This is a genomic window from Pseudomonas sp. Z18(2022) (genome assembly GCF_036346535.1).
Taxonomy (GTDB): domain Bacteria; phylum Pseudomonadota; class Gammaproteobacteria; order Pseudomonadales; family Pseudomonadaceae; genus Aquipseudomonas; species Aquipseudomonas yamanorum_A.
Map to the genome: position 1 here is coordinate 90488 of NZ_JAOTOA010000003.1, position 19943 is coordinate 110430.

Genomic DNA, 19943 nt, shown 5'->3' on the forward strand with positions numbered 1-19943 from the left:
CACACTGGCTTCATACCCAACCCGCTGAGGAGTTAACGCAATGTTCAATAACTGGTCCGACTTGCTGCCTACCGTGAAGAAAGCCTTTGGCGCACTGGGCAAGAGCAACCCGAAGATGGTCAAAGCCTACATGGCGCTGGGGGAAGCTGCCGAGGAAAACAACGTCCTCGATGCCAAGACCCGCGAGCTGATTTCCATCGCCGTGGCCATCACCACCCGCTGTGACGGTTGCATCGGTGTACATGCCGACGCGGCGATCAAGGCCGGTGCCACCCGCGAAGAAGTGGCCGCGACCCTGGCCACGGCGATCTCGCTGAACGCCGGTGCGGCGTACATCTACTCGCTGCGCGCCCTGGAAGCCTACGACACGCTCAAACCGGCGCCGCAAAGTTAAGCCGGAATTGTTGCGGCGTCACGCCCAGCCGGCGATTGAACACACTGCGCATGTGCTGGGCATCGCGAAAGCCGCACTGATACGCCACGGTCTTGAGCGGTGCGTGGGTGCTTTCCAGCATCACCCGCGCCGCATCCACCCGCGCCCGCTCGACGAACTCCGCCGGGGTGATCTGCGCTTCCCGGGCAAATACCCGCGAGAAGTTGCGCGCACTCATGTTCGCCGCCTTGGCCAGGTCGGCGATGGTCAGGTCGCCCGTCAGGTTGGCCAATACGTACAGCTGCACCAATGCCACCGCCGAGGTGGCTTCGGCGTGGGGCGTGAGAAACGGGCTGAACTGCGACTGCCCGCCGGAACGCTGGGTAAACACCACCAGACGCTTGGCCACGCTGAGGGCCACTTCCGAGCCGTGGTCCTGGGCCAGCAGGTACAGCGACAGGTCAATGCCCGCCGTCACCCCGGCGGAGGTGTAGAGGTTGCCGTCCTGCACATAGAGGCGGTCGGCTTCCACCTGGGCCGACGGGCATAAGCTGGCCAGATCGGCGGCGTCGCCCCAGTGGGTGGTGACCGTGCGCCCGTCCAGCAACCCGGCGCGGGCGAGCAGGAAGGCACCGTTGCAGATGGAGCCGAAGCGCTTCGCTCGAGCACTGGCGTCCCGCAGCCATTGATTGAATACCGGGCCAAAATCCTCGAACGGCAGCTGCGGCCCGCCGGCCATCAACAGCAGGTCGTAAGGCTCGAGGGCGTCGCTGAAATGCCGGTGCGCCTGCAATGACAAACCGTTGGAACAGGCCATGTTGCCGTGCCCCAGGCCAATCACCTCCAGCTGGTAATGCTCCCCGGGCGGCAGAAACCGGTTGGCCTCACAGAACACATCCAGGGGCCCGGTCACGTCCAGTGACTGGACGCCGGGGAAGATCAGGATGGCGACGGTTTTGCCCATGAGCAGGAACACCTTTTCAACTGAATAAACACAAACCCCTGTAGGAGCTGGCTTGCCGGCGATGGCATCACCTCAGTCTAACTGACAGACCGCGTTGGCCGCATCGCAGGCAAGCCAGCTCCCACAGGCTGCTTGGCGCGATATCGCGGCACATTGGCCGGGATCGCGCCCTCGCCGCGGTAGCCCCCTCGCGGGTGCGCGACCAGACTGGACTCATCAGCGCCAACCCCGGCGCTTTCTTGAGGAGAACGACCATGAGCACCACCATCGCCGGCATCAAGATCCCGGACAGCGCCCTGGCCAAGGCCACCACCGAATACATCCGCGACATCGAATCCGACCTGCTGTACCACCACTCCCGCCGGGTATTCCTGTTCGGCGCCTTGAGCGGTGAGCGCCAGCAGTTGGCCTATAACCCGGAGTTGTTGTACGTCGGCGCGATGTTCCACGATTTGGGCCTGGTGGACGGGCACCGCAGTGACGACGAGCGTTTTGAAGTGGACGGCGCCAACGCCGCGGCGGACTTTCTCAAGCCGTACGGGTTGAGCGACGACGATATCGAGCAAGTGTGGTTGTCGATCGCCCTGCACACCACACCGGGTGTGCCCAAGCATCTGCGTCCGACCGTGGCGCTAGTGACGGCCGGCGTGGAAATGGACGTGCTGGGGATGGAGTACGCGGCGTTCAGCAGCGTGCAGCGCGAAGCCGTGGTGCATGCGCACCCTCGGGGTGAAGGGTTCAAGGAGTGCATCATCTGCGCGTTTGCCGACGGCTTGCGCCATCGCCCGCAGACCACGTTTGGCAACGTGAAGACCGATGTGTTGGTGGATCAGGAGCCTGGGTTCAAGCCGATGAACTTTGTCGAGGTGATTCGCAAGTCGCCTTGGGTGGCCTGAAACACAACCTTGTAAACACCACAAAACCACTGTGGGAGCTGGCTTGCCTGCGATGGCGGTGTGACAGTCGACTAATTTGTTGACTGATACACCGCCATCGCAGGCAAGCCAGCTCCCACATTTTTAAAGCCGGTTCCGTCAGTTAGACCGGTGCCGGTGCACGACGCGAGTCCGCCGGCTTCTCCCAACCATCCGCAGCCGCTTCTTCAATCGCCTGCTGGATGGCTTTCTTGCGGTGTTCTTCGGCACGACGGCTGAAGAACCACACCAGGAAGGTCACCAGCGACACCGCCAACAGAATCAGGCTGGCCACGGCGTTGATCTCGGGTTTAACCCCCAGGCGCACCGCCGAGAACACTTCCATCGGCAACGTGGTCGAGCCCGGCCCCGACACGAAGCTGGCCAACACCAGGTCATCCAGGGACAGCGCGAACGACATCATGCCGCCCGCCGCCAGCGACGGCGCGATCATCGGGATGGTGATCAGGAAGAACACCTTCCATGGCCGCGCCCCCAAATCCATTGCCGCCTCTTCAATCGACAGGTCCAGCTCACGCAAGCGCGCCGACACCACCACCGCCACATACGCCGAACAGAACGTGGTGTGGGCAATCCAGATGGTGACCAGGCCACGTTCCTGGGGCCAGCCGATCATCTGCGCCATGGCCACGAACAGCAGCAACAGCGACAGGCCGGTAATCACTTCCGGCATGACCAGCGGTGCCGTCACCAGGCCGCCGAACAGCGTGCGGCCCTTGAACTGGCTGATACGCGTCAGCACGAATGCCGCCAACGTACCCAGCGCCACCGCCGCGATCGCCGTGTAGCAGGCAATTTCCAGGGAGCGACCCACCGAGCCCATCAACTGGGTGTTGTCCAACAGGCCGACGTACCACTTCACCGACCAACCGCCCCACACTGTCACCAGCTTGGATTCGTTGAACGAGTAGATCACCAGGATCAGCATCGGCAGGTAGATGAACAGCAACCCCGCCACCAGCATGAAGCTTGAGAAACTGACGCGCTTCATATCTTGCCCTCCATCTCTTTGGCTTGGCTGCGGTTGAACAGGATGATCGGCACAATCAGGATCGCCAGCATCACCACCGCCAGGGCAGACGCCACCGGCCAGTCACGGTTGTTGAAGAATTCTTGCCACAACACTTTACCGATCATCAGGGTTTCCGGACCGCCCAGCAGTTCCGGGATCACGAACTCGCCCACCACCGGGATAAACACCAGCATGCAGCCGGCGATGATGCCGTTCTTGGACAGCGGCACGGTGATTTTCCAGAAGCTGTTGAAGGTGCTCGAACCGAGGTCCGATGCGGCTTCCAGCAGGCTCTGGTCGTGCTTCACCAGGTTGGCGTACAACGGCAGGATCATGAACGGCAGGTACGAATAAACCACGCCGATGTACACCGCGATGTTGGTGTTGAGGATCTGCAGCGGTTCGTTGATCAGCCCGATGGACATCAAAAAGCTGTTGAGCAAACCGTTGTTGCTGAGGATGCCCATCCACGCATACACGCGGATCAGGATGGCCGTCCAGGTCGGCATCATGATCAGCAGCACCAGCACGGTCTGGATTTCCTTGCGGGCGCTGGCAATGGCGTAGGCCATCGGGTAGCCGATCAGCAGGCAAAGGATGGTGCTGAAAAACGCCATCTTCAGCGAGCCCAGGTACGCCGCGATGTACAACTCGTCATCGCCCAGCATCCCGTAGTTGGCCAGGTTCAGCACCAACTGCAGTTTCTGTTCAACGAAGGTGTAGATCTCGGTGTACGGCGGGATCGCCACGTCGGCTTCGGCAAAGCTGATCTTCAAGACGATGAAGAACGGCAGCGCGAAGAACAGGAACAGCCAGAGGAAAGGGATCCCGATGACCACATGCCGGCCACCGGGCGTTATTCGTTGCAGCTGGCGTTTGAACTTCTTCATGTTCATGAGCGAAGTACCACGCCGCTGTCGTCTTCCCACCACACGTACACCTGGTCACCCCAGGTTGGGCGCTGGCCACGGCGTTCGGCGTTGGCCACGAAGGATTGCACCAGCTTGCCGCTCGGCAATTCGACGTAGAACACCGAGTGGCCGCCCAGGTAGGCGATGTCGTGCACCTTGCCGCTGGACCAGTTGTGCTCGCAGGTCGGCATTTCGGTGGTCACCAGCAGCTTTTCAGGGCGGATGGCGTAGGTCACCGACTTGTCTTCCACCGAGGTAGCGATGCCGTAGCCGACGTAGATGTCGCGGTCCAGGTCCGGGCACTTGAGTACCGCGTGGCCTTCGGCGTCGTCCACCACCTGGGTGTCGAAGATGTTGACGTTGCCGATGAACTCGCACACCAGGCGGCTGGTAGGCGTTTCATAGATGTCGATCGGGCTGCCGATCTGGGCGATCCAGCCCAGGTGCATGATCGCGATGCGCTCGGCCATGGTCATGGCCTCTTCCTGGTCGTGGGTCACCATCACGCAGGTCACGCCTACGCGCTCGATGATCTCAACCAGCTCCAGTTGCATCTGCGAACGCAGCTTCTTGTCCAATGCGCCCATCGGCTCATCGAGCAACAGCAGTTTCGGACGCTTTGCCAGGGAACGCGCCAACGCCACCCGCTGACGCTGGCCACCAGACAGCTGGTGCGGCTTGCGCTTGGCGTACTGGCTCATCTGCACCAGCTTGAGCATCTCGGCCACGCGGGCGTCGACCTCGGCCTTGGGGATCTTGTCCTGTTGCAGGCCAAACGCGATGTTCTGGGCCACGGTCATGTGGGGGAACAAGGCGTAGGACTGGAACATCATGTTGATCGGCCGCTCGTAGGGCGGCATGTCGGTGATGTCTACACCGTCGAGGTAAATGCGTCCTTCCGTTGGGCGCTCGAAGCCTGCGAGCATGCGCAGCAAGGTGGATTTGCCCGAACCCGATCCGCCGAGCAAGGCGAATATCTCGCCTTTCTTGATTTCCAGGGACACATCGTCCACGGCAATCGTCTCGTCGAACTTCTTCGTGACCCGGTCGATTTTGACCAGCACCTTTTTCGGTGTCTGGTCGCCCTCGAGGGCTTTCTTATAGGCGCCGGAGGCAACTGCCATTTACGAAACTCCCAGAAAAAAAGAGTGCAGCTCGCCCAATACGGACGAGCCTTGGATAGTTTGAGCCTTACTTGCCCGTCTTGACCTTGGTCCAGCTACGGGTCATCAAACGTTGCACTTTCGGGGGTAGCTCGAAGTTGACAAAAGTCCGGTCGAGAACCGCCTGCGGTGGGTAAACCGCTTCGTCAGTGCGTATCGATTGCTCCATCAGTTTGTCCGCCCCTGGGTTAGGGTTGGCATAACCGACGTAATCACTGACCTGAGCGATCACCTCAGGTTTCAGCAAATAGTTGATGAAGGCGAGGGCCTCTTTGACGTTGGTCGCATCCTTGGGGATGGCCAGCACGTCGAACCACAGGTTGCCGCCTTCTTTGGGAATCACGTAGGCGATGTTCACGCCTTTGCCCGCCTCGGCCGCACGGGCCTTGGCCTGGAACACATCACCGGAGAAGCCGGCCGCCACGCAGATGTTGCCGTTGGCGAGGTCCGAGATGTACTTGGAAGAATGGAAGTAGGTCACGTACGGACGCACTTTCAGGAGTTTCTCTTCAGCCTTCTTGTAGTCTTCAGGGTTGGTGCTGTTGGGGTTCAGGCCCATGTAGTTGAGCACCGCCGGCAGCATTTCATCCGCCGAGTCCATGAACGACACGCCGCACGTGGCCAGCTTCTTCATGTTTTCCGGCTCGAACAGCACGGCCCAGGAATCGATATGGTCGACGCCCAGCACTTCCTTGACCTTGTCGACGTTGTAGCCAATGCCGTTGGTGCCCCACAGGTACGGCACGGCGTACTGGTTGCCTGGGTCATTTTTTTCCAGGCGTTTGAGCAGCGCCGGGTCGAGGTTGGCGTAGTGGGTCAGCTGCGACTTGTCGAGCTTCTGGAACGCCCCGGCCTTGATCTGCTTGCCGAGGAAGTGGTTCGACGGCACGACCACGTCATACCCGGTACGCCCGGCCAGCAACTTGCCTTCCAGGGTTTCGTTGGAGTCGAACACGTCGTAGACCGGCTTGATGCCGGTGGCCTTTTCAAAGTTGGCCAGGGTGTCGGGGCCGATGTAGTCCGACCAGTTATAAATATGCACAGTCGGCGCGGCCTGCACGCTGACAGCCAGCGTGATACCTGCACCCACCAGCATGGCTTTGCGAAATAAAGAAATTGGCAAGTGGAGGTCCTCTTAAATAGTTGGGCCCGAAGTTGTTGCCCGGCAACAAAACCGGCGCGCAACTTACCCTCGATAAACCGATCCGGCAAAACTTTCTGTCATTAAATTGTTTTGTTAACCACCGCGCGCATCGCGGCGGTTAACAAAACGGGTATCAAGTCGGCTTACTTGCCCGATTTGATTTTGGTCCAGCTGCGGGTCATTTCCCGCTGAGTAGCAGCCGGCAAGTCAGCAATTGCATAAAGCTTGGCTTGCACGTCCGCCGGCGGGTAGATACCCGGGTCGCTGGTGATGTCTTTGTCGACCAGTGCGGTGGCTTTCTCGTTACCGTTCGGGAAACGCACGCTGTTGGTAATGCTCGCCATGACTTCCGGCTTGAGCAGGTAGTTCATGAACTTGTAGGCGGCGTCGACGTTTTCGGCATCTTTAGGGATGGCGACCATGTCGTAGAAGCTGCCGGCACCTTCTTTCGGAATGTCGTAGGCAACCTTGACCTTGCCACCGGCTTCAGCCGCGCGGGACTTGGCCTGTTGCACGTCACCCGAGTAACCCACGGCTACGCAGATGTTGCCGTTGGCCAGGTCGGAGATGTACTTGGACGAGTGGAAGTAGCCGATCGAAGGACGCAGCTTGAGGAACAGCGCCTCGGCTTGCTTGAGGTCTTCTTTCTTCTGGGTGTCGGTCGGCAGGCCCAGGTAATGCAGCGCCACCGGCAGCATTTCGGTTGGCGAATCGAGGAAGCTCACACCGCAGCCTTTGAGCTTGGCGAGGTTTTCCGGCTTGAGGATGGTGTCCCACGAGTCGATCTTGTCGATGCCCAGTGCGGCCTTGACCTTCTCCGGGTTGTAACCGATGCCGATCGAGCCCCACATGTACGGGAAGGCGTGCTTGTTGTCCGGGTCGCTGACGGACACGGCTTTAAGCAGGGATTTGTTCAAGTTGTCGTAGTTCGACAGTTTGGACTTGTCCAGTTCCTGGTAAACACCGGCCTTGATCTGCTTGGCCAGGAAGTTGTTCGACGGCACGACGATGTCGTAACCGGACTTGCCTGCCAGCAACTTGGCTTCCAGGGTTTCGTTGGAGTCGAACACGTCATAGACCACCTTGATCCCGGACTCTTTTTCAAAGTTCGCGATGGTGTCCGGTGCGATGTAGTCGGACCAGTTATAAACGTGCAGCACTTTATCGTCGGCGTGCGCCGCGCCTGCCATGGCCCCCATCAGGGACAAGGCCAGGAGGGTCTTGCCAGCGTTCTTCAAACCTAATGCCTTCATTCGGTCATGCTCCAATTTTTTCTTTTTTGGGCCACGTTCGTTCTTTAAGTACAACGTGTTTCGCAGCCCGTCTAAGGGCAACAAAACAGGGCGACAGTCTGGCAAGTTCAAGGGCCGGCTTTCAACCAATGCCCCACTTTTCTAACATCCCAGAAGCAGCGCCCAACCGGCGCTGCGTTCTGAGCCTAGCATTTAGCCCTGCAATGCCGCCAAAGTCAGGTCCAGGCAGTGCCGCGCCTTGGTCACCAACTCGTCTATCTCGGCCTTGCTGATCACCAGCGGTGGCGAAATGATCATGGTGTCGCCCACGGCGCGCATGATCAGGCCATTCTCGAAGCAGAACGTACGGCAGATCATGCCAACGCCACGGCCTTCGTAACGTTTGCGTGTTGCCTTGTCCTGTACCAACTCGATCGCACCGAGCATGCCCACACCGCGAACTTCACCCACCAGCGGGTGATCAGCCAGTTCCCTCAGACGCTTTTGCAAATAGGGTGCCGTTTCGTCGTGAACGCGCTTAACAATTTGTTCATCGCGCATGATGCGGATGTTTTCCAGGGCGACAGCCGCCGCCACCGGGTGACCGGAGTAGGTGAAACCGTGGTTGAAATCACCGCCTTCGTTCAGCACCGCAACCACGTCGTCGCGCACGATCAGGCCGCCCATCGGGATGTAGCCCGAGGTCAGGCCCTTGGCGATGGTCATCATGTCTGGCTTGAGGTCGTAGAAATCGCTACCGAACCACTCACCGGTACGGCCAAAGCCGCAGATCACTTCATCGGCCACGAACAGGATGTCGTACTTGGCGAGGATTTCCTTGATGCGCGGCCAGTAGCTGGCAGGCGGCACGATCACGCCACCGGCGCCCTGGATCGGCTCGGCAATAAAGGCACCGACGTTGTCCACGCCCAGTTCCAGAATCTTCTCTTCCAACTGGTTGGCCGCCCACACGCCGAACTCTTCCGGGCTCATGTCGCCGCCTTCGCCGAACCAGTACGGCTGGGCGATATGGACGATGCCCGGGATCGGCAAGTCGCCCTGTTCATGCATGTAGGTCATGCCGCCCAGGCTCGCGCCGGCCACGGTGGAGCCGTGGTAGCCATTCTTGCGGCTGATGATGGTTTTCTTGTTCGGCTGGCCTTTGATCGCCCAGTAGTGGCGGACCATACGCAGCATGGTGTCGTTGCCTTCGGAGCCGGAACCGGTGAAGAACACGTGGTTCATGCCTTGCGGGGCGATATCGGAGATGGCTTTGGCCAGTTCCAGCACCGGCGGGTGGGCCGTCTGGAAGAACAGGTTGTAGTAAGGCAGCTCTTTCATCTGCTTGGCAGCCGCATCAGCCAGTTCGTCGCGACCGTAACCGATCGCCACGCACCACAGGCCGGCCATGCCGTCGAGAATCTTGTTGCCTTCGCTGTCCCACAGGTAAACGCCGTGGGCTTTGGTGATGATCCGTGGGCCTTTCTCTTTCAATTGCTTGAAGTCGCTGAACGGCGCCAGGTGGTGATCGCTGCTCAAGGCTTGCCATTCACGGGTTTGCGGGTTGTTGCTGGACATACCAATCTCCTAGATGTTTCAGGTGAGGACGCGCCGTTTAAAGGGCGCGCCCGGCGCATCAGACGGCGAAGAGCAGGAATTCCCGCTCCCACGAACTGATCACGCGCTTGAAGTTTTCATGCTCGGCCCGCTTGACCGCGACGTAGCCTGTGATGAATTTGTGACCCAGGTATTTCTCGATGGTCTTGCTGTTTTCCATGCGTTCCAGGGCGTCTTCGATGGTCAGCGGCAGGCGCAGGTTGCGGCGCTCGTAACCACGGCCAACCACTGGCGCACTTGGGCTGATGCCTTCGACCATGCCGATGTAGCCACACAGCAGGCTGGCGGCAATCGCCAGGTACGGGTTGGCGTCGGCGCCCGGCAGGCGGTTTTCCACCCGACGGTTCTGTGGGCCGGCATCCGGTACCCGCAGGCCAACGGTGCGGTTTTCTTCGCCCCACTCCACGTTGACCGGCGCCGAAGTGTCGGGCAGGAAGCGGCGGAACGAGTTCACGTTGGGCGCGAACAGCGGCAACAACTCGGGGATGAATTTCTGCAGGCCACCGATGTGATGCAGGAACAGCTCGCTCTTGCTCCCGTCTTCATTGGAGAAGACGTTCTTGCCGGTGGCGATATCGATGATGCTCTGGTGCAGGTGCATCGCGCTGCCGGGCTCGCCGGTCATGGGCTTGGCCATGAAGGTGGCCGCCACGTTGTGCTTGAGCGCCGCTTCGCGCATGGTGCGCTTGAACACCAGGATCTGGTCGGCCAGGGACAATGCATCGCCGTGACGGAAGTTGATTTCCATCTGCGCGGTGCCGTCTTCGTGGATCAACGTGTCGAGGTCCAGCTCCTGCAGCTCGCACCAGTCGTAGACGTCTTCGAACAACGGGTCGAATTCGTTGGCGGCTTCTATAGAGAAGGACTGGCGGCCGGTTTCCGGGCGACCGGAGCGGCCAATCGGCGGTTGCAGCGGGAAGTCCGGGTCTTCGCAGCGTTTGGTCAGGTAGAACTCCATCTCCGGCGCCACGATGGGCTGCCAGCCTTTGTCGGCGTAGAGCTTGAGGACTTTCTTGAGCACGTTGCGCGGCGACAGCTCGATCGGGTTGCCTTGCTTGTCGTAGGTGTCGTGGATCACCTGGGCGGTAGGCTCTATGGCCCAGGGCACCAGGTACACCGCGTTCTCGTCCGGGCGGCAGATCATGTCGATGTCGGCCGGGTCGAGCAATTCGTAATAGATGTCGTCTTCGACATAGTCGCCGGTCACGGTCTGCAACAGAACGCTTTCGGGCAGGCGCATGCCTTTTTCGGCGATGAACTTGTTGGTCGGCGAGATCTTGCCCCGGGTGATGCCGGTGAGGTCGCCAATCATGCATTCGACTTCTGTGATCTTGTGGTCTTTCAACCAATCGGTGAGCTGGTCGAGGTTGTTACTCATAAATGCCTCTGGGCTGTGTTTCCTGACATCCATTAAAGGTCAGGCGTAAGTTGACGCAGCATCCGCGTCGCGTTGCATCACCCGCTTTCGACAGGCATTGCCAAATGCCTGGAAGATTGCGAGGTAGTGCGGGTTAGAGCTTACCTGCCATTCGGGGTGCCATTGCACTCCTAAAGCAAAAGCCTTGCCCGCGGGGATCGAAAAGCCTTCGATCAAGCCGTCCGGCGCGGTGGCCTCGACCTGAAAACCCGGCGCCAGGCGGTCGATGCCCTGTGAATGAATCGAGTTGACCTGGATCGTCGACGGCAAGCCCAGGCTTGCCAATACCCCATTCGGGGAGATGGCCACCGGGTGCGCCGGGCCATACTGGATGTCCAGCGGCTGGGTGTCGTCTTCGCGGTGATCCATCATGCCCGGCACTTCGTGAACCTTCTGGTGCAGGCTGCCGCCAAACGCCACGTTCATTTCCTGGAAGCCACGGCAAATCCCCAGCACCGGAACGCCGGCCGCGATGGCGGCACGCAGCAGCGGCAGGGTGGTTTGGTCCCGTGCAGAATCATGAGCAGTCCCGGGCGCGCTGGCCGGACCGTCGTAGTGAAAGGGTTCGATGTTGGAAGGTGAGCCGGTAAAAAGAATGCCGTCCAGGCCGTCAAGAATATTGGCCGGGTCGAGCACATCCGCCAGGGACGGAATGATCAATGGCAAGCCCTTGGCAGCGGTGGCCACTGCACGGACGTATTTGTCGCCACTGATGTGATAAGCATGCAGACCGACCTGTTTGGAGCAGGCGGTGACGCCGATTAACGGCAGGCGAGACATGAAGCACCCCGGTATTATTGCTGTTATGGGTTTGAATCGAGCTTAGCCTTGTTCATTTTTTTACACAACACCCCCGTAAAAAATACAACACGGCCCGCTCAAACGTGCTGGTTCCAAGAGCCCCAATCCCAAAAAACTGCCCCAAAAAGCCCCAAAAAAGCCCTCATGGCGCTTTTTTAGGGCAAAAAAGGCCTCGCTTGACTTCGGCATGCCGTTCGGGTTGACTGAAACCCGAAGAGATCAATGATTGATATTTTTAACAACAAAGGTGTTGCATCATGTCGGTACCCCCGCGTGCCGTTCAGCTTAACGAAGCGAACGCGTTCCTTAAGGATCATCCTGAGGTTCTGTACGTAGACCTTCTAATTGCGGATATGAATGGTGTGGTGCGCGGCAAGCGCATCGAACGCACCAGCCTCCACAAGGTTTACGAGAAGGGCATTAACCTGCCTGCCTCTCTATTTGCCCTGGATATCAACGGCTCAACGGTGGAAAGCACCGGCCTGGGCCTGGACATCGGTGATGCTGACCGAATCTGTTATCCAATCCCCGACACCCTGTGCAATGAACCCTGGCAAAAGCGCCCAACCGCGCAGCTGCTGATGACCATGCACGAACTCGAAGGTGAACCTTTCTTCGCCGATCCTCGCGAAGTTCTCCGCCAAGTTGTAAGCAAGTTTGACGACCTCGGTCTGACCATCTGCGCCGCATTCGAGCTGGAGTTCTACCTGATTGACCAGGAGAACGTGAATGGCCGGCCACAACCGCCCCGCTCGCCGATCTCCGGCAAACGCCCGCACTCGACACAGGTCTACCTGATCGACGACCTCGACGAATACGTCGACTGCCTCCAGGACATTCTGGAAGGTGCAAAAGAGCAAGGCATCCCTGCCGACGCCATCGTCAAGGAAAGTGCCCCGGCGCAGTTCGAAGTGAACCTGCACCACGTTGCCGACCCTATAAAGGCCTGCGACTACGCGGTACTGCTCAAGCGCTTGATCAAGAACATCGCCTACGACCATGAGATGGACACCACCTTCATGGCCAAGCCCTACCCGGGCCAGGCAGGCAACGGCCTACACGTACACATTTCGATCCTGGACAAGGACGGCAAGAACATCTTTGCCAGCGAGGATCCCGAGCAGAACGCCGCATTGCGTCACGCGATCGGCGGTGTGCTGGAGACCCTACCCGCCCAAATGGCGTTCCTGTGCCCTAACGTCAACTCCTACCGTCGTTTCGGCGCACAGTTCTACGTGCCGAACTCGCCGTGCTGGGGCCTGGATAACCGCACCGTAGCGATTCGCGTACCGACCGGCTCGTCCGACGCCGTACGTATCGAACACCGTGTGGCCGGCGCCGACGCCAACCCTTACCTGCTGATGGCTTCGGTACTGGCGGGCGTGCATCACGGCCTGACCAACAAGATCGAGCCTGGCGCACCGGTGGAAGGCAACAGCTACGAGCAGAACGAACAGAGCCTGCCGAACAACCTGCGTGATGCCCTGCGCGAGTTGGACGACAGCGAGGTGATGGCCAAGTACATCGATCCTAAATACATCGATATCTTCGTCGCCTGTAAGGAAAGTGAGCTGGAAGAGTTCGAACACTCCATCTCCGACCTTGAGTACAACTGGTACCTGCATACCGTGTAAGCGGTTGCTTGATTAAAGGAACGCCGCAGGCTTTTGGCCTGCGGCGTTTTTTTATGCCGGTTGTGGCGAGGGAGCTTGCTCCCGCCGGGCTGCGAAGCGGCCCCCATCAGAACACCGCGCTCTTTCAGGCAGGACCGGGGTGCCGGTTTGGGTCTGCTGCGCAGCCCAGCGGGAGCAAGCTCCCTCGCCACAAGGTATGGATCATCCAGTGGCTCTGCGTACAATGCCCGCTGCCCTGTAGGAGACTTCAATGAATCGCCCCGCCCCTCGCAAACCCCGCGCCCGCAGCCAGGCCCGGATCGACGCGATACTCGACGCCGCCCGCACCTTGCTGGCCGCCGAAGGCGTGGCCAGCCTGTCGATCTACAGCGTGGCCGAACGGGCGCAGATTCCGCCTTCGTCGGTGTACCACTTCTTTGCCAGTGTGCCGGCCTTGCTCGAAGCGTTGACCGCCGATGTGCACGCCGCCTTCCGCGCAGCCATCCAAGCGCCCATCGATCATGATTCACTCAAACACTGGCGCGACCTGTCCGGCGTGGTGGAACAGCGCATGCTCACCATCTACAGCAACGACGCCGCCGCCCGGCAATTGATCCTCGCCCAGCACGGGTTGACCGAAGTGACACAGGCTGACCGCCAGCACGATCTGGAGCTGGGAAACCTGATGCATGAAGTGTTCAACCGGCACTTCGAGCTGCCGAGCCTGCCCGCCGATGTCGACGTGTTTGCGCTGGCCCTGGAACTGAGCGACCGCGTCTACGCGCGCTCGGTGCATCAGCACGGGCAGATCACCCCGCGCATGGCCGAGGAAGGCATGCGGGTGTTTGATGCGTATGTGGGGCTTTACCTGCCGGCGTTTTTACCCAAGCGGGTGGTCACTGCCTGATTGATGTGTTGCCCACAAAGGCCTTATCGCAGGCAAGCCAGCTCCCACACAGATCAAAATGTGGGAGCTGGCCTGCCTGCGATGGCGGTTTCAAGAACGCCAATCACAACTTGGCGATCGACACCTCGGTGGATTTGACGAAGGCAATCACTTCGCTGCCAATCACCAGCTCCAGCTCTTTCACCGAGCGAGTGGTGATCACCGAAGTCACGATGCCGGACGCGGTCTGCACGTCGATTTCCGACAGCACGTCACCTTCGACGATTTCCTTGATGGTGCCTTTGAACTGGTTACGTACGTTGATGGCTTTAATAGTCATGGTCGTTCTTCCTGTGTAAGACAAGTGAGTTATTGAGCCCAACGCAATTGCGTAGGCAGCGGTGAAACAGGTTCGGGTTCCGGCGGAGTGCCGGGCAGCGACAACACACGGTTAAGCACTTCGGTTTCCAGCGCCGCCAGGCGGTGGGAGCCACGCACCCGCGGACGTGGGAGTTCCACGTACAGGTCGAGGCCGATTTCGCCGTCTTCGATCAGGATCACCCGGTCGGCAATGGCCACGGCTTCGCTGACGTCGTGGGTCACCAGCAACACGGTGAAACCGTGCTTGCGCCAGAGGTTCTCGATCAGTTGTTGCATCTCGATCCGGGTCAGGGCATCCAGGGCCCCCAGCGGCTCGTCCAGCAGCAACAGACGCGGTTGGTGAATCAGGGCGCGGGCCAGGGCCACGCGTTGCTTCTGGCCACCGGACAACGCCGCCGGCCACTCGTTGGCGCGCTCGGCCAGGCCGACCGCTTCCAGCGCTTCCAACGCCTGTGGGCGCCAGTTGCCCTTGAGCCCCAGGCCCACGTTGTCGATGATCTTTTTCCACGGCAGCAGGCGTGCTTCCTGGAACATCAACCGCGTGTCTTCAATCGCATCGCTCAGCGGTGCGGAGCCGGCGAGCAGTTCACCACCGCTGGCCTTATCCAGGCCCGCCAGCAGGCGCAGCAAGGTACTTTTGCCGCAGCCGCTGCGGCCCACGACTGCTACGAATTGACCGGCCGGAATATGCAGGTCGATGTCCTTCAGCACTTCGCGCGTGCCGAAAGCCTTGCGCAACTTGCGCACTGCCAGGGGAATGCCCCGCAGCAGGCGTGGAGGTTGAGCGGTCATGCCGCACCTCCTTTATTCACTTGATAGGCTGGGTGCCAGCGCAGCCAGACACGTTCCAGGCCGCGAGCCGCCAGGTCTGCCAGCTTGCCGAGTACCGCGTACAGCACGATGGCCAGTACCACCACGTCGGTTTGCAGGAACTCCCGGGCGTTCATTGCCAGGTAGCCGATGCCGGAACTGGCGGAGATGGTTTCGGCGACGATCAACGTCAGCCACATGAAGCCCAACGCAAAGCGCACGCCCACCAGAATCGAAGGCAAGGCACCCGGCAAGATCACCTGGCGAAACAGGCTGAAACCGGACAGGCCATAACTGCGGGCCATTTCCACCAACGCCGGGTCGACGTTGCGGATGCCGTGGTAGGTATTGAGGTAGATCGGGAACAGCGTGCCGAGGGCCACCAGGAATATCTTCGCGGTCTCGTCGATGCCGAACCACAGGATCACCAGCGGGATCAGCGCCAGGTGCGGCACGTTGCGGATCATCTGCACCGAGCTGTCCAGCAGGCGTTCACCCCAGGTCGACAGACCGGTAATAAAGCCCAGGGCCAGGCCGATGCTGCCGCCGATCACAAAACCCAGGCCCGCACGCCAGCCACTGATAGCCAGGTGCGTCCAGATTTCGCCACTGCGCACCAGGCTGATGCCCGCTTCGATCACGGCGCTGGGTGCCGGCAGAATGCGCGTCGACAGCCAACCGGCCGAGACGGACAACTGCCATACCGCCAGCAACAGAATCGGCAGCGCCCAGGGCGCCAATCGATGACTCAATTTTTCAAGGTTCATGGCGGCGCCTCAGCTCTGGGACGCAGCTTTGGGAAGGATGTCGTTGGCGACCATTTCGCCGAACGGGCTGACGTAGCCGGCGCCCTTGGGCAGCTCGGGACGTTCGATGTCCAGGTGCGGGAACAGCAACTCGGCCACCCGATACGACTCTTCCAGGTGTGGATAACCGGAGAAGATAAAGGTGTCGATGCCCAGGTCAGCGTATTCCTTCACCCGTGCCGCCACGGTCGGGCCGTCGCCTACCAGGGCGGTGCCCGCACCGCCGCGCACCAGGCCGACGCCGGCCCACAGGTTAGGGCTGACTTCGAGGTTGTCGCGGCTGCCACCGTGCAAGGCGGCCATGCGTTGCTGGCCAACGGAGTCAAAGCGCGACAGCGAGGCCTGGGCGCGGGCGATGGTTTCATCGTCAACGTGGGAGATCAGCTTGTCGGCGGCCTGCCAGGCTTCGGCGTTGGTTTCACGCACGATCACATGCAGGCGAATGCCGAAGCGCAGGGTACGCCCGAGCTTGGCGGCCTTGGCGCGAACCTGTGCAATCTTTTCCGCTACCGCAGCCGGTGGCTCGCCCCAGGTCAACACCATTTCCACTTGTTCGGCTGCCAGGTCCTGGGCCGCTTCGGAGGACCCGCCGAAATACAGCGGCGGACGCGGTTGCTGGATCGGCGGGTAGAGCAACTTGGCGCCTTTGACGCTGATGTGCTGGCCGTCGTAATCCACGGTTTCGCCTTCCAGCACGCGGCGCCAAATGCGGGTGAATTCCACCGACGCCTGGTAACGCTCTTCATGGCTCAGGAACAAACCGTCGCCGGCCAATTCATCCGGGTCTCCACCGGTCACCAGGTTGAACAACGCCCGGCCACCGGACAACCGATCCAGGGTCGCGGCCTGGCGCGCAGCCACCGTCGGGGAAATGATCCCGGGGCGCAGCGCGACAAGGAATTTCAAGCGCTGGGTCACCGGGATCAGCGACGCCGCCACCAGCCACGAGTCTTCGCAGGAGCGGCCGGTGGGAATCAGTACCCCGCCGAAGCCAAGGCGGTCTGCCGCCTGGGCCACTTGCTGCAGGTAACCGTGATCAACGGCGCGAGCGCCTTCGGCGGTGCCAAGGTAATGGCCGTCGCCGTGGGTAGGCAGAAACCAGAAAATATTGAGGCTCATGGAGTTGTCTCCTGAAGAAGCCGGATTACGGCGCTTTGGCAACGGCGGCGGGGGGTGTCCAGATCACGTCCTTGACGCTCAAGGGCTTGGGGATCAATTTGAGTTGGTAGAAGCTGTCGGCGATTTTCTGCTGCGCGGCGACCACTTCCGGGGTCAGGAAGAGCGCGCCGTAGCCCTGGCGTTTCACCGAGGTCAGGGTGATGTCGGCGGGCAGGCCCAGCAGCGGTGCAACTTGTTCGGTGACTTGTTCCGGGTTGGCCTTGGACCATTCGCCCACGGCGCGCACTTCTTCCACTAGCGCCTTGATCACCTCAGGGTGTTTTTCGGCGTAAGGCTTGGTGGCCAGGTAGAACTGATGGTTGTCGGCAATGCCGGTGCCGTCACGCAGGGTGCGGGCTTGCAGTTGTTTCTCGGCGGCCGCCTGGTACGGGTCCCAGATCACCCAGGCATCGACGCTGCCACGCTCGAACGCAGCGCGGGCATCGGCGGGCGGCAGGAACACGGTCTGCACGTCGGTGTATTTCAGGCCGGCATCTTCCAGGGCACGTACCAGCAGGTAGTGCACGTTGGAGCCTTTGTTGAGGACGACTTTCTTGCCCTTGAGGTCTTGCACCGATTTGATCGGCGAGTCTTTCGGTACCAGGATCGCTTCACTGGTGGGCGCTGGTGGTTCGTAGGCGACGTAGAGCAGATCGGCACCGGCGGCCTGGGCGAACACCGGCGGGGTTTCGCCCGTCACGCCGAAGTCGATGGAACCGACGTTCAGTCCTTCCAGCAGCTGGGGGCCGCCGGGAAATTCGGTCCACTGCACCTGCACGCCCTGCTCGGCCAGCCGCTTCTCCAGCGAGCCCTTGGCCTTGAGCAGCACCAGGGTGCCGTATTTCTGATAGCCGATCCGCAGGGTCTCGGCCGCTTGAGCTTGAACAATGGCACCGAAGGACACAGCCGCAGCAAACAGTGCGACCAGACCACGACGCAAGATGACAGTGCGCATGGCGCTCTCTCCACAATACGATTAGGGGGTTGGCTGCACCTGCTTGGCCGTTGGCGGCTGAGTAAGGTGAGTAGTACTTGTTGAATCCAGGTAAAGCTGGGTAAGGCTTAAATGCTCCAGCGAGCACTCAACAAACGTTCATTCAACACATGGGGATCAAGGGGTTTCGGGCGGCGGGCCATGGCGGCGTAGAACGTCTCCAGGGCCTCGCTCAGGCGTTGTTCCAACACCGGCACCAACTGCGCCTGGGCACTGCCTTCGCCGTAGGCGATCTGGCTGTCTTCGGCAAAAATCCCGTGGAGCAATTCCTGGGCTTTCAGGGCCGACAGCACCGGCTTCAGTGCGTAGTCCACCGCCAGCATGTGGGCGATGCTGCCGCCAGTGGCCATCGGCAACACGATTTTGTGGGCCAGGGCGCGCTCGGGCAGCAGGTCGAGGATGGTTTTCAGGGCGCCGGAAAACGAGGCCTTGTACACGGGCGTGGCAATCACCAGGCCATCGGCATTCGCCACTTGCTGCAGCAGGTCGATGATCTTGGGGCTGTCGAACCGCGCGTGCAGCAAGTCTTCGGCCGGGAAGTCCCGTATCTGATAACTCACCACTTCCACGCCTTGTTGCTGCAACCAGTTGCGGGTGTGATCCAGCAACACCCCGGACCGGGAACGTTGGCTGGGGCTACCACCAAGTGTTACGACCAGCATTTAGGAAATTCCTTTGGAAAGTGTCGGCGGTTCGCTATGTGGCGATGGCGCCAAGATGGGACAGACCATATCAGCCAATTTATATATCTATAAATCTTATTTTTTCATTTGTTTATTCCCTAAATGCATATGCCGTTCATCAAACTCCAGGCATAAAAAAAGGCCGTCGAAACGGCCTTAAAACCCCTGCATGTGAAACGGTTTACAACCTGAACTCTCTGTTGCTGGCAGGCCGCCATCGCGGGCAAGCCCGCTCCCACAGGGGAATGCGGTTCAACTGTGGGAGCGGGCTTGCCCGCGATGGCGATATCAGCCTTAACGATTCGGTTGAGGCGTGAGCCGCAGGTACGGCTTCACTGCCCGGTAGCCTTTCGGAAAGCGTTTCTTGATCTCTTCTTCGTCCTTGAGCGACGGCACGATCACCACCTCGTCACCGTCCTGCCAGTTGGCTGGGGTGGCGACTTTGTAGTTGTCGGTCAGTTGCAGCGAGTCGATCACCCGCAGGATTTCGTGGAAGTTGCGACCGGTGCTGGCCGGATAGGTAATGGTCAGGCGAATCTTTTTGTTCGGATCAATCACGAACAGCGAGCGCACAGTGAGGGTGTCACTGGCATTCGGGTGGATCAGGTCATACAGGTCGGAGACCTTGCGGTCTGCGTCGGCCAGGATCGGGAAGTTGACGAGGGTGTTCTGGGTTTCGTTGATGTCTTCGATCCACTTGTGGTGGGAGTCCACCGGGTCGACCGACAGGGCAATGGCCTTGACGCCCCGCTTGGCGAATTCATCTTTGAGCTTGGCGGTGAAACCCAGCTCGGTGGTGCACACCGGGGTGAAGTCCGCCGGGTGGGAAAACAGCACGCCCCAGCTATCGCCCAGCCACTCGTGGAAGCGAATCTTGCCGGCGCTGGAATCCTGTTCAAAGTCGGGGGCGATGTCGCCCAGTCTGAGGCTCATGGTGTGGCTCCTGATGAGTGCTTATGGAGCCCACTGTGCCTGTGTCGCGGATTATTTAAAAAGAATAAATATCGATTTATCTAGACGATAAAGGAATATTAAAAATCTGT

General features: G+C 60.2%; 20 protein-coding genes. 4 read left to right on the forward strand and 16 right to left on the reverse strand.

Annotation, left to right across the window (positions count from 1 at the left end; all coding sequences use genetic code 11):
* Window positions 1-40 precede the first annotated feature (40 nt).
* Window positions 41-394 carry a carboxymuconolactone decarboxylase family protein gene (locus V3W39_RS08455; protein ID WP_016973032.1) on the forward strand — a complete coding sequence of 118 codons (354 nt, stop codon included), beginning with the start codon at window positions 41-43 and terminating at the stop codon, window positions 392-394.
* On the opposite strand, the gene V3W39_RS08460 is transcribed toward V3W39_RS08455, so the two are convergent.
* Window positions 372-1337 carry a GlxA family transcriptional regulator gene (locus tag V3W39_RS08460; RefSeq protein ID WP_330212500.1) on the reverse strand — a complete coding sequence of 322 codons (966 nt, stop codon included), beginning with the start codon at window positions 1335-1337 and terminating at the stop codon, window positions 372-374. The genes V3W39_RS08455 and V3W39_RS08460 overlap by 23 nt on opposite strands.
* 254 nt (window positions 1338-1591) lie before the next feature.
* Between V3W39_RS08460 and V3W39_RS08465 the strand changes: the two genes are divergently transcribed.
* Window positions 1592-2233, forward strand: coding sequence for an HD domain-containing protein (locus V3W39_RS08465; protein ID WP_177043817.1), 642 nt, complete (start codon window positions 1592-1594; stop codon window positions 2231-2233).
* A 142-nt stretch (window positions 2234-2375) separates the two neighbouring features.
* Here V3W39_RS08465 and V3W39_RS08470 read toward each other — a convergent pair whose 3' ends face one another.
* The 8 genes from V3W39_RS08470 to V3W39_RS08505 form a co-directional block, all read right to left on the reverse strand.
* Window positions 2376-3263: an ABC transporter permease subunit gene (locus tag V3W39_RS08470; RefSeq protein WP_177043816.1), complete on the reverse strand. Its 888-nt coding sequence runs from the start codon at window positions 3261-3263 to the stop codon at window positions 2376-2378.
* Entirely contained in the window at window positions 3260-4180 is a 921-nt protein-coding gene (locus V3W39_RS08475; RefSeq protein ID WP_177043815.1) for an ABC transporter permease subunit, read from the reverse strand. Before V3W39_RS08475 ends, V3W39_RS08470 begins: the two co-directional genes overlap by 4 nt.
* Complete coding sequence (locus V3W39_RS08480; protein ID WP_003195240.1) at window positions 4177-5319, reverse strand: ABC transporter ATP-binding protein; 1143 nt, start codon at window positions 5317-5319, stop codon at window positions 4177-4179. The genes V3W39_RS08475 and V3W39_RS08480 overlap by 4 nt, the downstream gene beginning before the upstream one ends.
* A 67-nt stretch (window positions 5320-5386) precedes the next feature.
* Window positions 5387-6481, reverse strand: a complete 1095-nt coding sequence (locus tag V3W39_RS08485; RefSeq protein WP_177043814.1) for a polyamine ABC transporter substrate-binding protein — start codon at window positions 6479-6481, stop codon at window positions 5387-5389.
* Between the two features lie 164 nt (window positions 6482-6645).
* Window positions 6646-7740 carry a polyamine ABC transporter substrate-binding protein gene (locus V3W39_RS08490; RefSeq protein WP_177043883.1) on the reverse strand — a complete coding sequence of 365 codons (1095 nt, stop codon included), beginning with the start codon at window positions 7738-7740 and terminating at the stop codon, window positions 6646-6648.
* 207 nt (window positions 7741-7947) lie between these two features.
* Window positions 7948-9312 (reverse strand): aspartate aminotransferase family protein, encoded by a 1365-nt coding sequence (locus V3W39_RS08495; RefSeq protein ID WP_177079209.1) that lies wholly within the window; start codon window positions 9310-9312, stop codon window positions 7948-7950.
* A 58-nt stretch (window positions 9313-9370) separates the two neighbouring features.
* Entirely contained in the window at window positions 9371-10729 is a 1359-nt protein-coding gene (locus tag V3W39_RS08500) for a glutamine synthetase family protein (protein ID WP_177043813.1), read from the reverse strand.
* Between the two features lie 39 nt (window positions 10730-10768).
* Window positions 10769-11548: a gamma-glutamyl-gamma-aminobutyrate hydrolase family protein gene (locus V3W39_RS08505; RefSeq protein WP_177079208.1), complete on the reverse strand. Its 780-nt coding sequence runs from the start codon at window positions 11546-11548 to the stop codon at window positions 10769-10771.
* A 278-nt stretch (window positions 11549-11826) separates the two neighbouring features.
* Here V3W39_RS08505 and V3W39_RS08510 point away from each other — a divergent pair, with 278 nt between their 5' ends.
* Together V3W39_RS08510 and V3W39_RS08515 are read left to right on the forward strand one after the other, a co-directional pair.
* Window positions 11827-13203, forward strand: a complete 1377-nt coding sequence (locus tag V3W39_RS08510) for a glutamine synthetase family protein (protein ID WP_003213894.1) — start codon at window positions 11827-11829, stop codon at window positions 13201-13203.
* 250 nt (window positions 13204-13453) lie between these two features.
* Complete coding sequence (locus V3W39_RS08515; protein ID WP_177079207.1) at window positions 13454-14089, forward strand: TetR/AcrR family transcriptional regulator; 636 nt, start codon at window positions 13454-13456, stop codon at window positions 14087-14089.
* A gap of 103 nt (window positions 14090-14192) precedes the next feature.
* Here the strand turns inward: V3W39_RS08515 and V3W39_RS08520 are convergent, their stop codons facing one another.
* From V3W39_RS08520 to V3W39_RS08550, 7 genes are all read right to left on the reverse strand, one after another.
* Window positions 14193-14408, reverse strand: coding sequence for a TOBE domain-containing protein (locus V3W39_RS08520; protein WP_003213899.1), 216 nt, complete (start codon window positions 14406-14408; stop codon window positions 14193-14195).
* Between the two features lie 29 nt (window positions 14409-14437).
* Complete coding sequence (gene ssuB / locus V3W39_RS08525; RefSeq protein WP_177043810.1) at window positions 14438-15241, reverse strand: aliphatic sulfonates ABC transporter ATP-binding protein; 804 nt, start codon at window positions 15239-15241, stop codon at window positions 14438-14440.
* Window positions 15238-16026, reverse strand: coding sequence for an aliphatic sulfonate ABC transporter permease SsuC (ssuC, locus tag V3W39_RS08530; RefSeq protein WP_010167854.1), 789 nt, complete (start codon window positions 16024-16026; stop codon window positions 15238-15240). Before ssuC ends, ssuB begins: the two co-directional genes overlap by 4 nt.
* A gap of 9 nt (window positions 16027-16035) precedes the next feature.
* Window positions 16036-17184: an FMNH2-dependent alkanesulfonate monooxygenase gene (gene ssuD, locus V3W39_RS08535; RefSeq protein ID WP_003213905.1), complete on the reverse strand. Its 1149-nt coding sequence runs from the start codon at window positions 17182-17184 to the stop codon at window positions 16036-16038.
* A gap of 25 nt (window positions 17185-17209) precedes the next feature.
* A complete protein-coding gene (locus V3W39_RS08540; protein WP_177043809.1) occupies window positions 17210-18178 on the reverse strand; it encodes a sulfonate ABC transporter substrate-binding protein in 969 nt (322 codons plus the stop codon).
* Window positions 18179-18285: 107 nt separating this feature from the next.
* The gene (gene ssuE / locus V3W39_RS08545; RefSeq protein WP_177043808.1) at window positions 18286-18879 is read right to left on the reverse strand and encodes an NADPH-dependent FMN reductase; all 594 of its coding nucleotides are present in this window, start codon (window positions 18877-18879) and stop codon (window positions 18286-18288) included.
* A gap of 315 nt (window positions 18880-19194) precedes the next feature.
* Window positions 19195-19833: a peroxiredoxin gene (locus V3W39_RS08550; protein ID WP_177112435.1), complete on the reverse strand. Its 639-nt coding sequence runs from the start codon at window positions 19831-19833 to the stop codon at window positions 19195-19197.
* Window positions 19834-19943 lie beyond the last annotated feature (110 nt).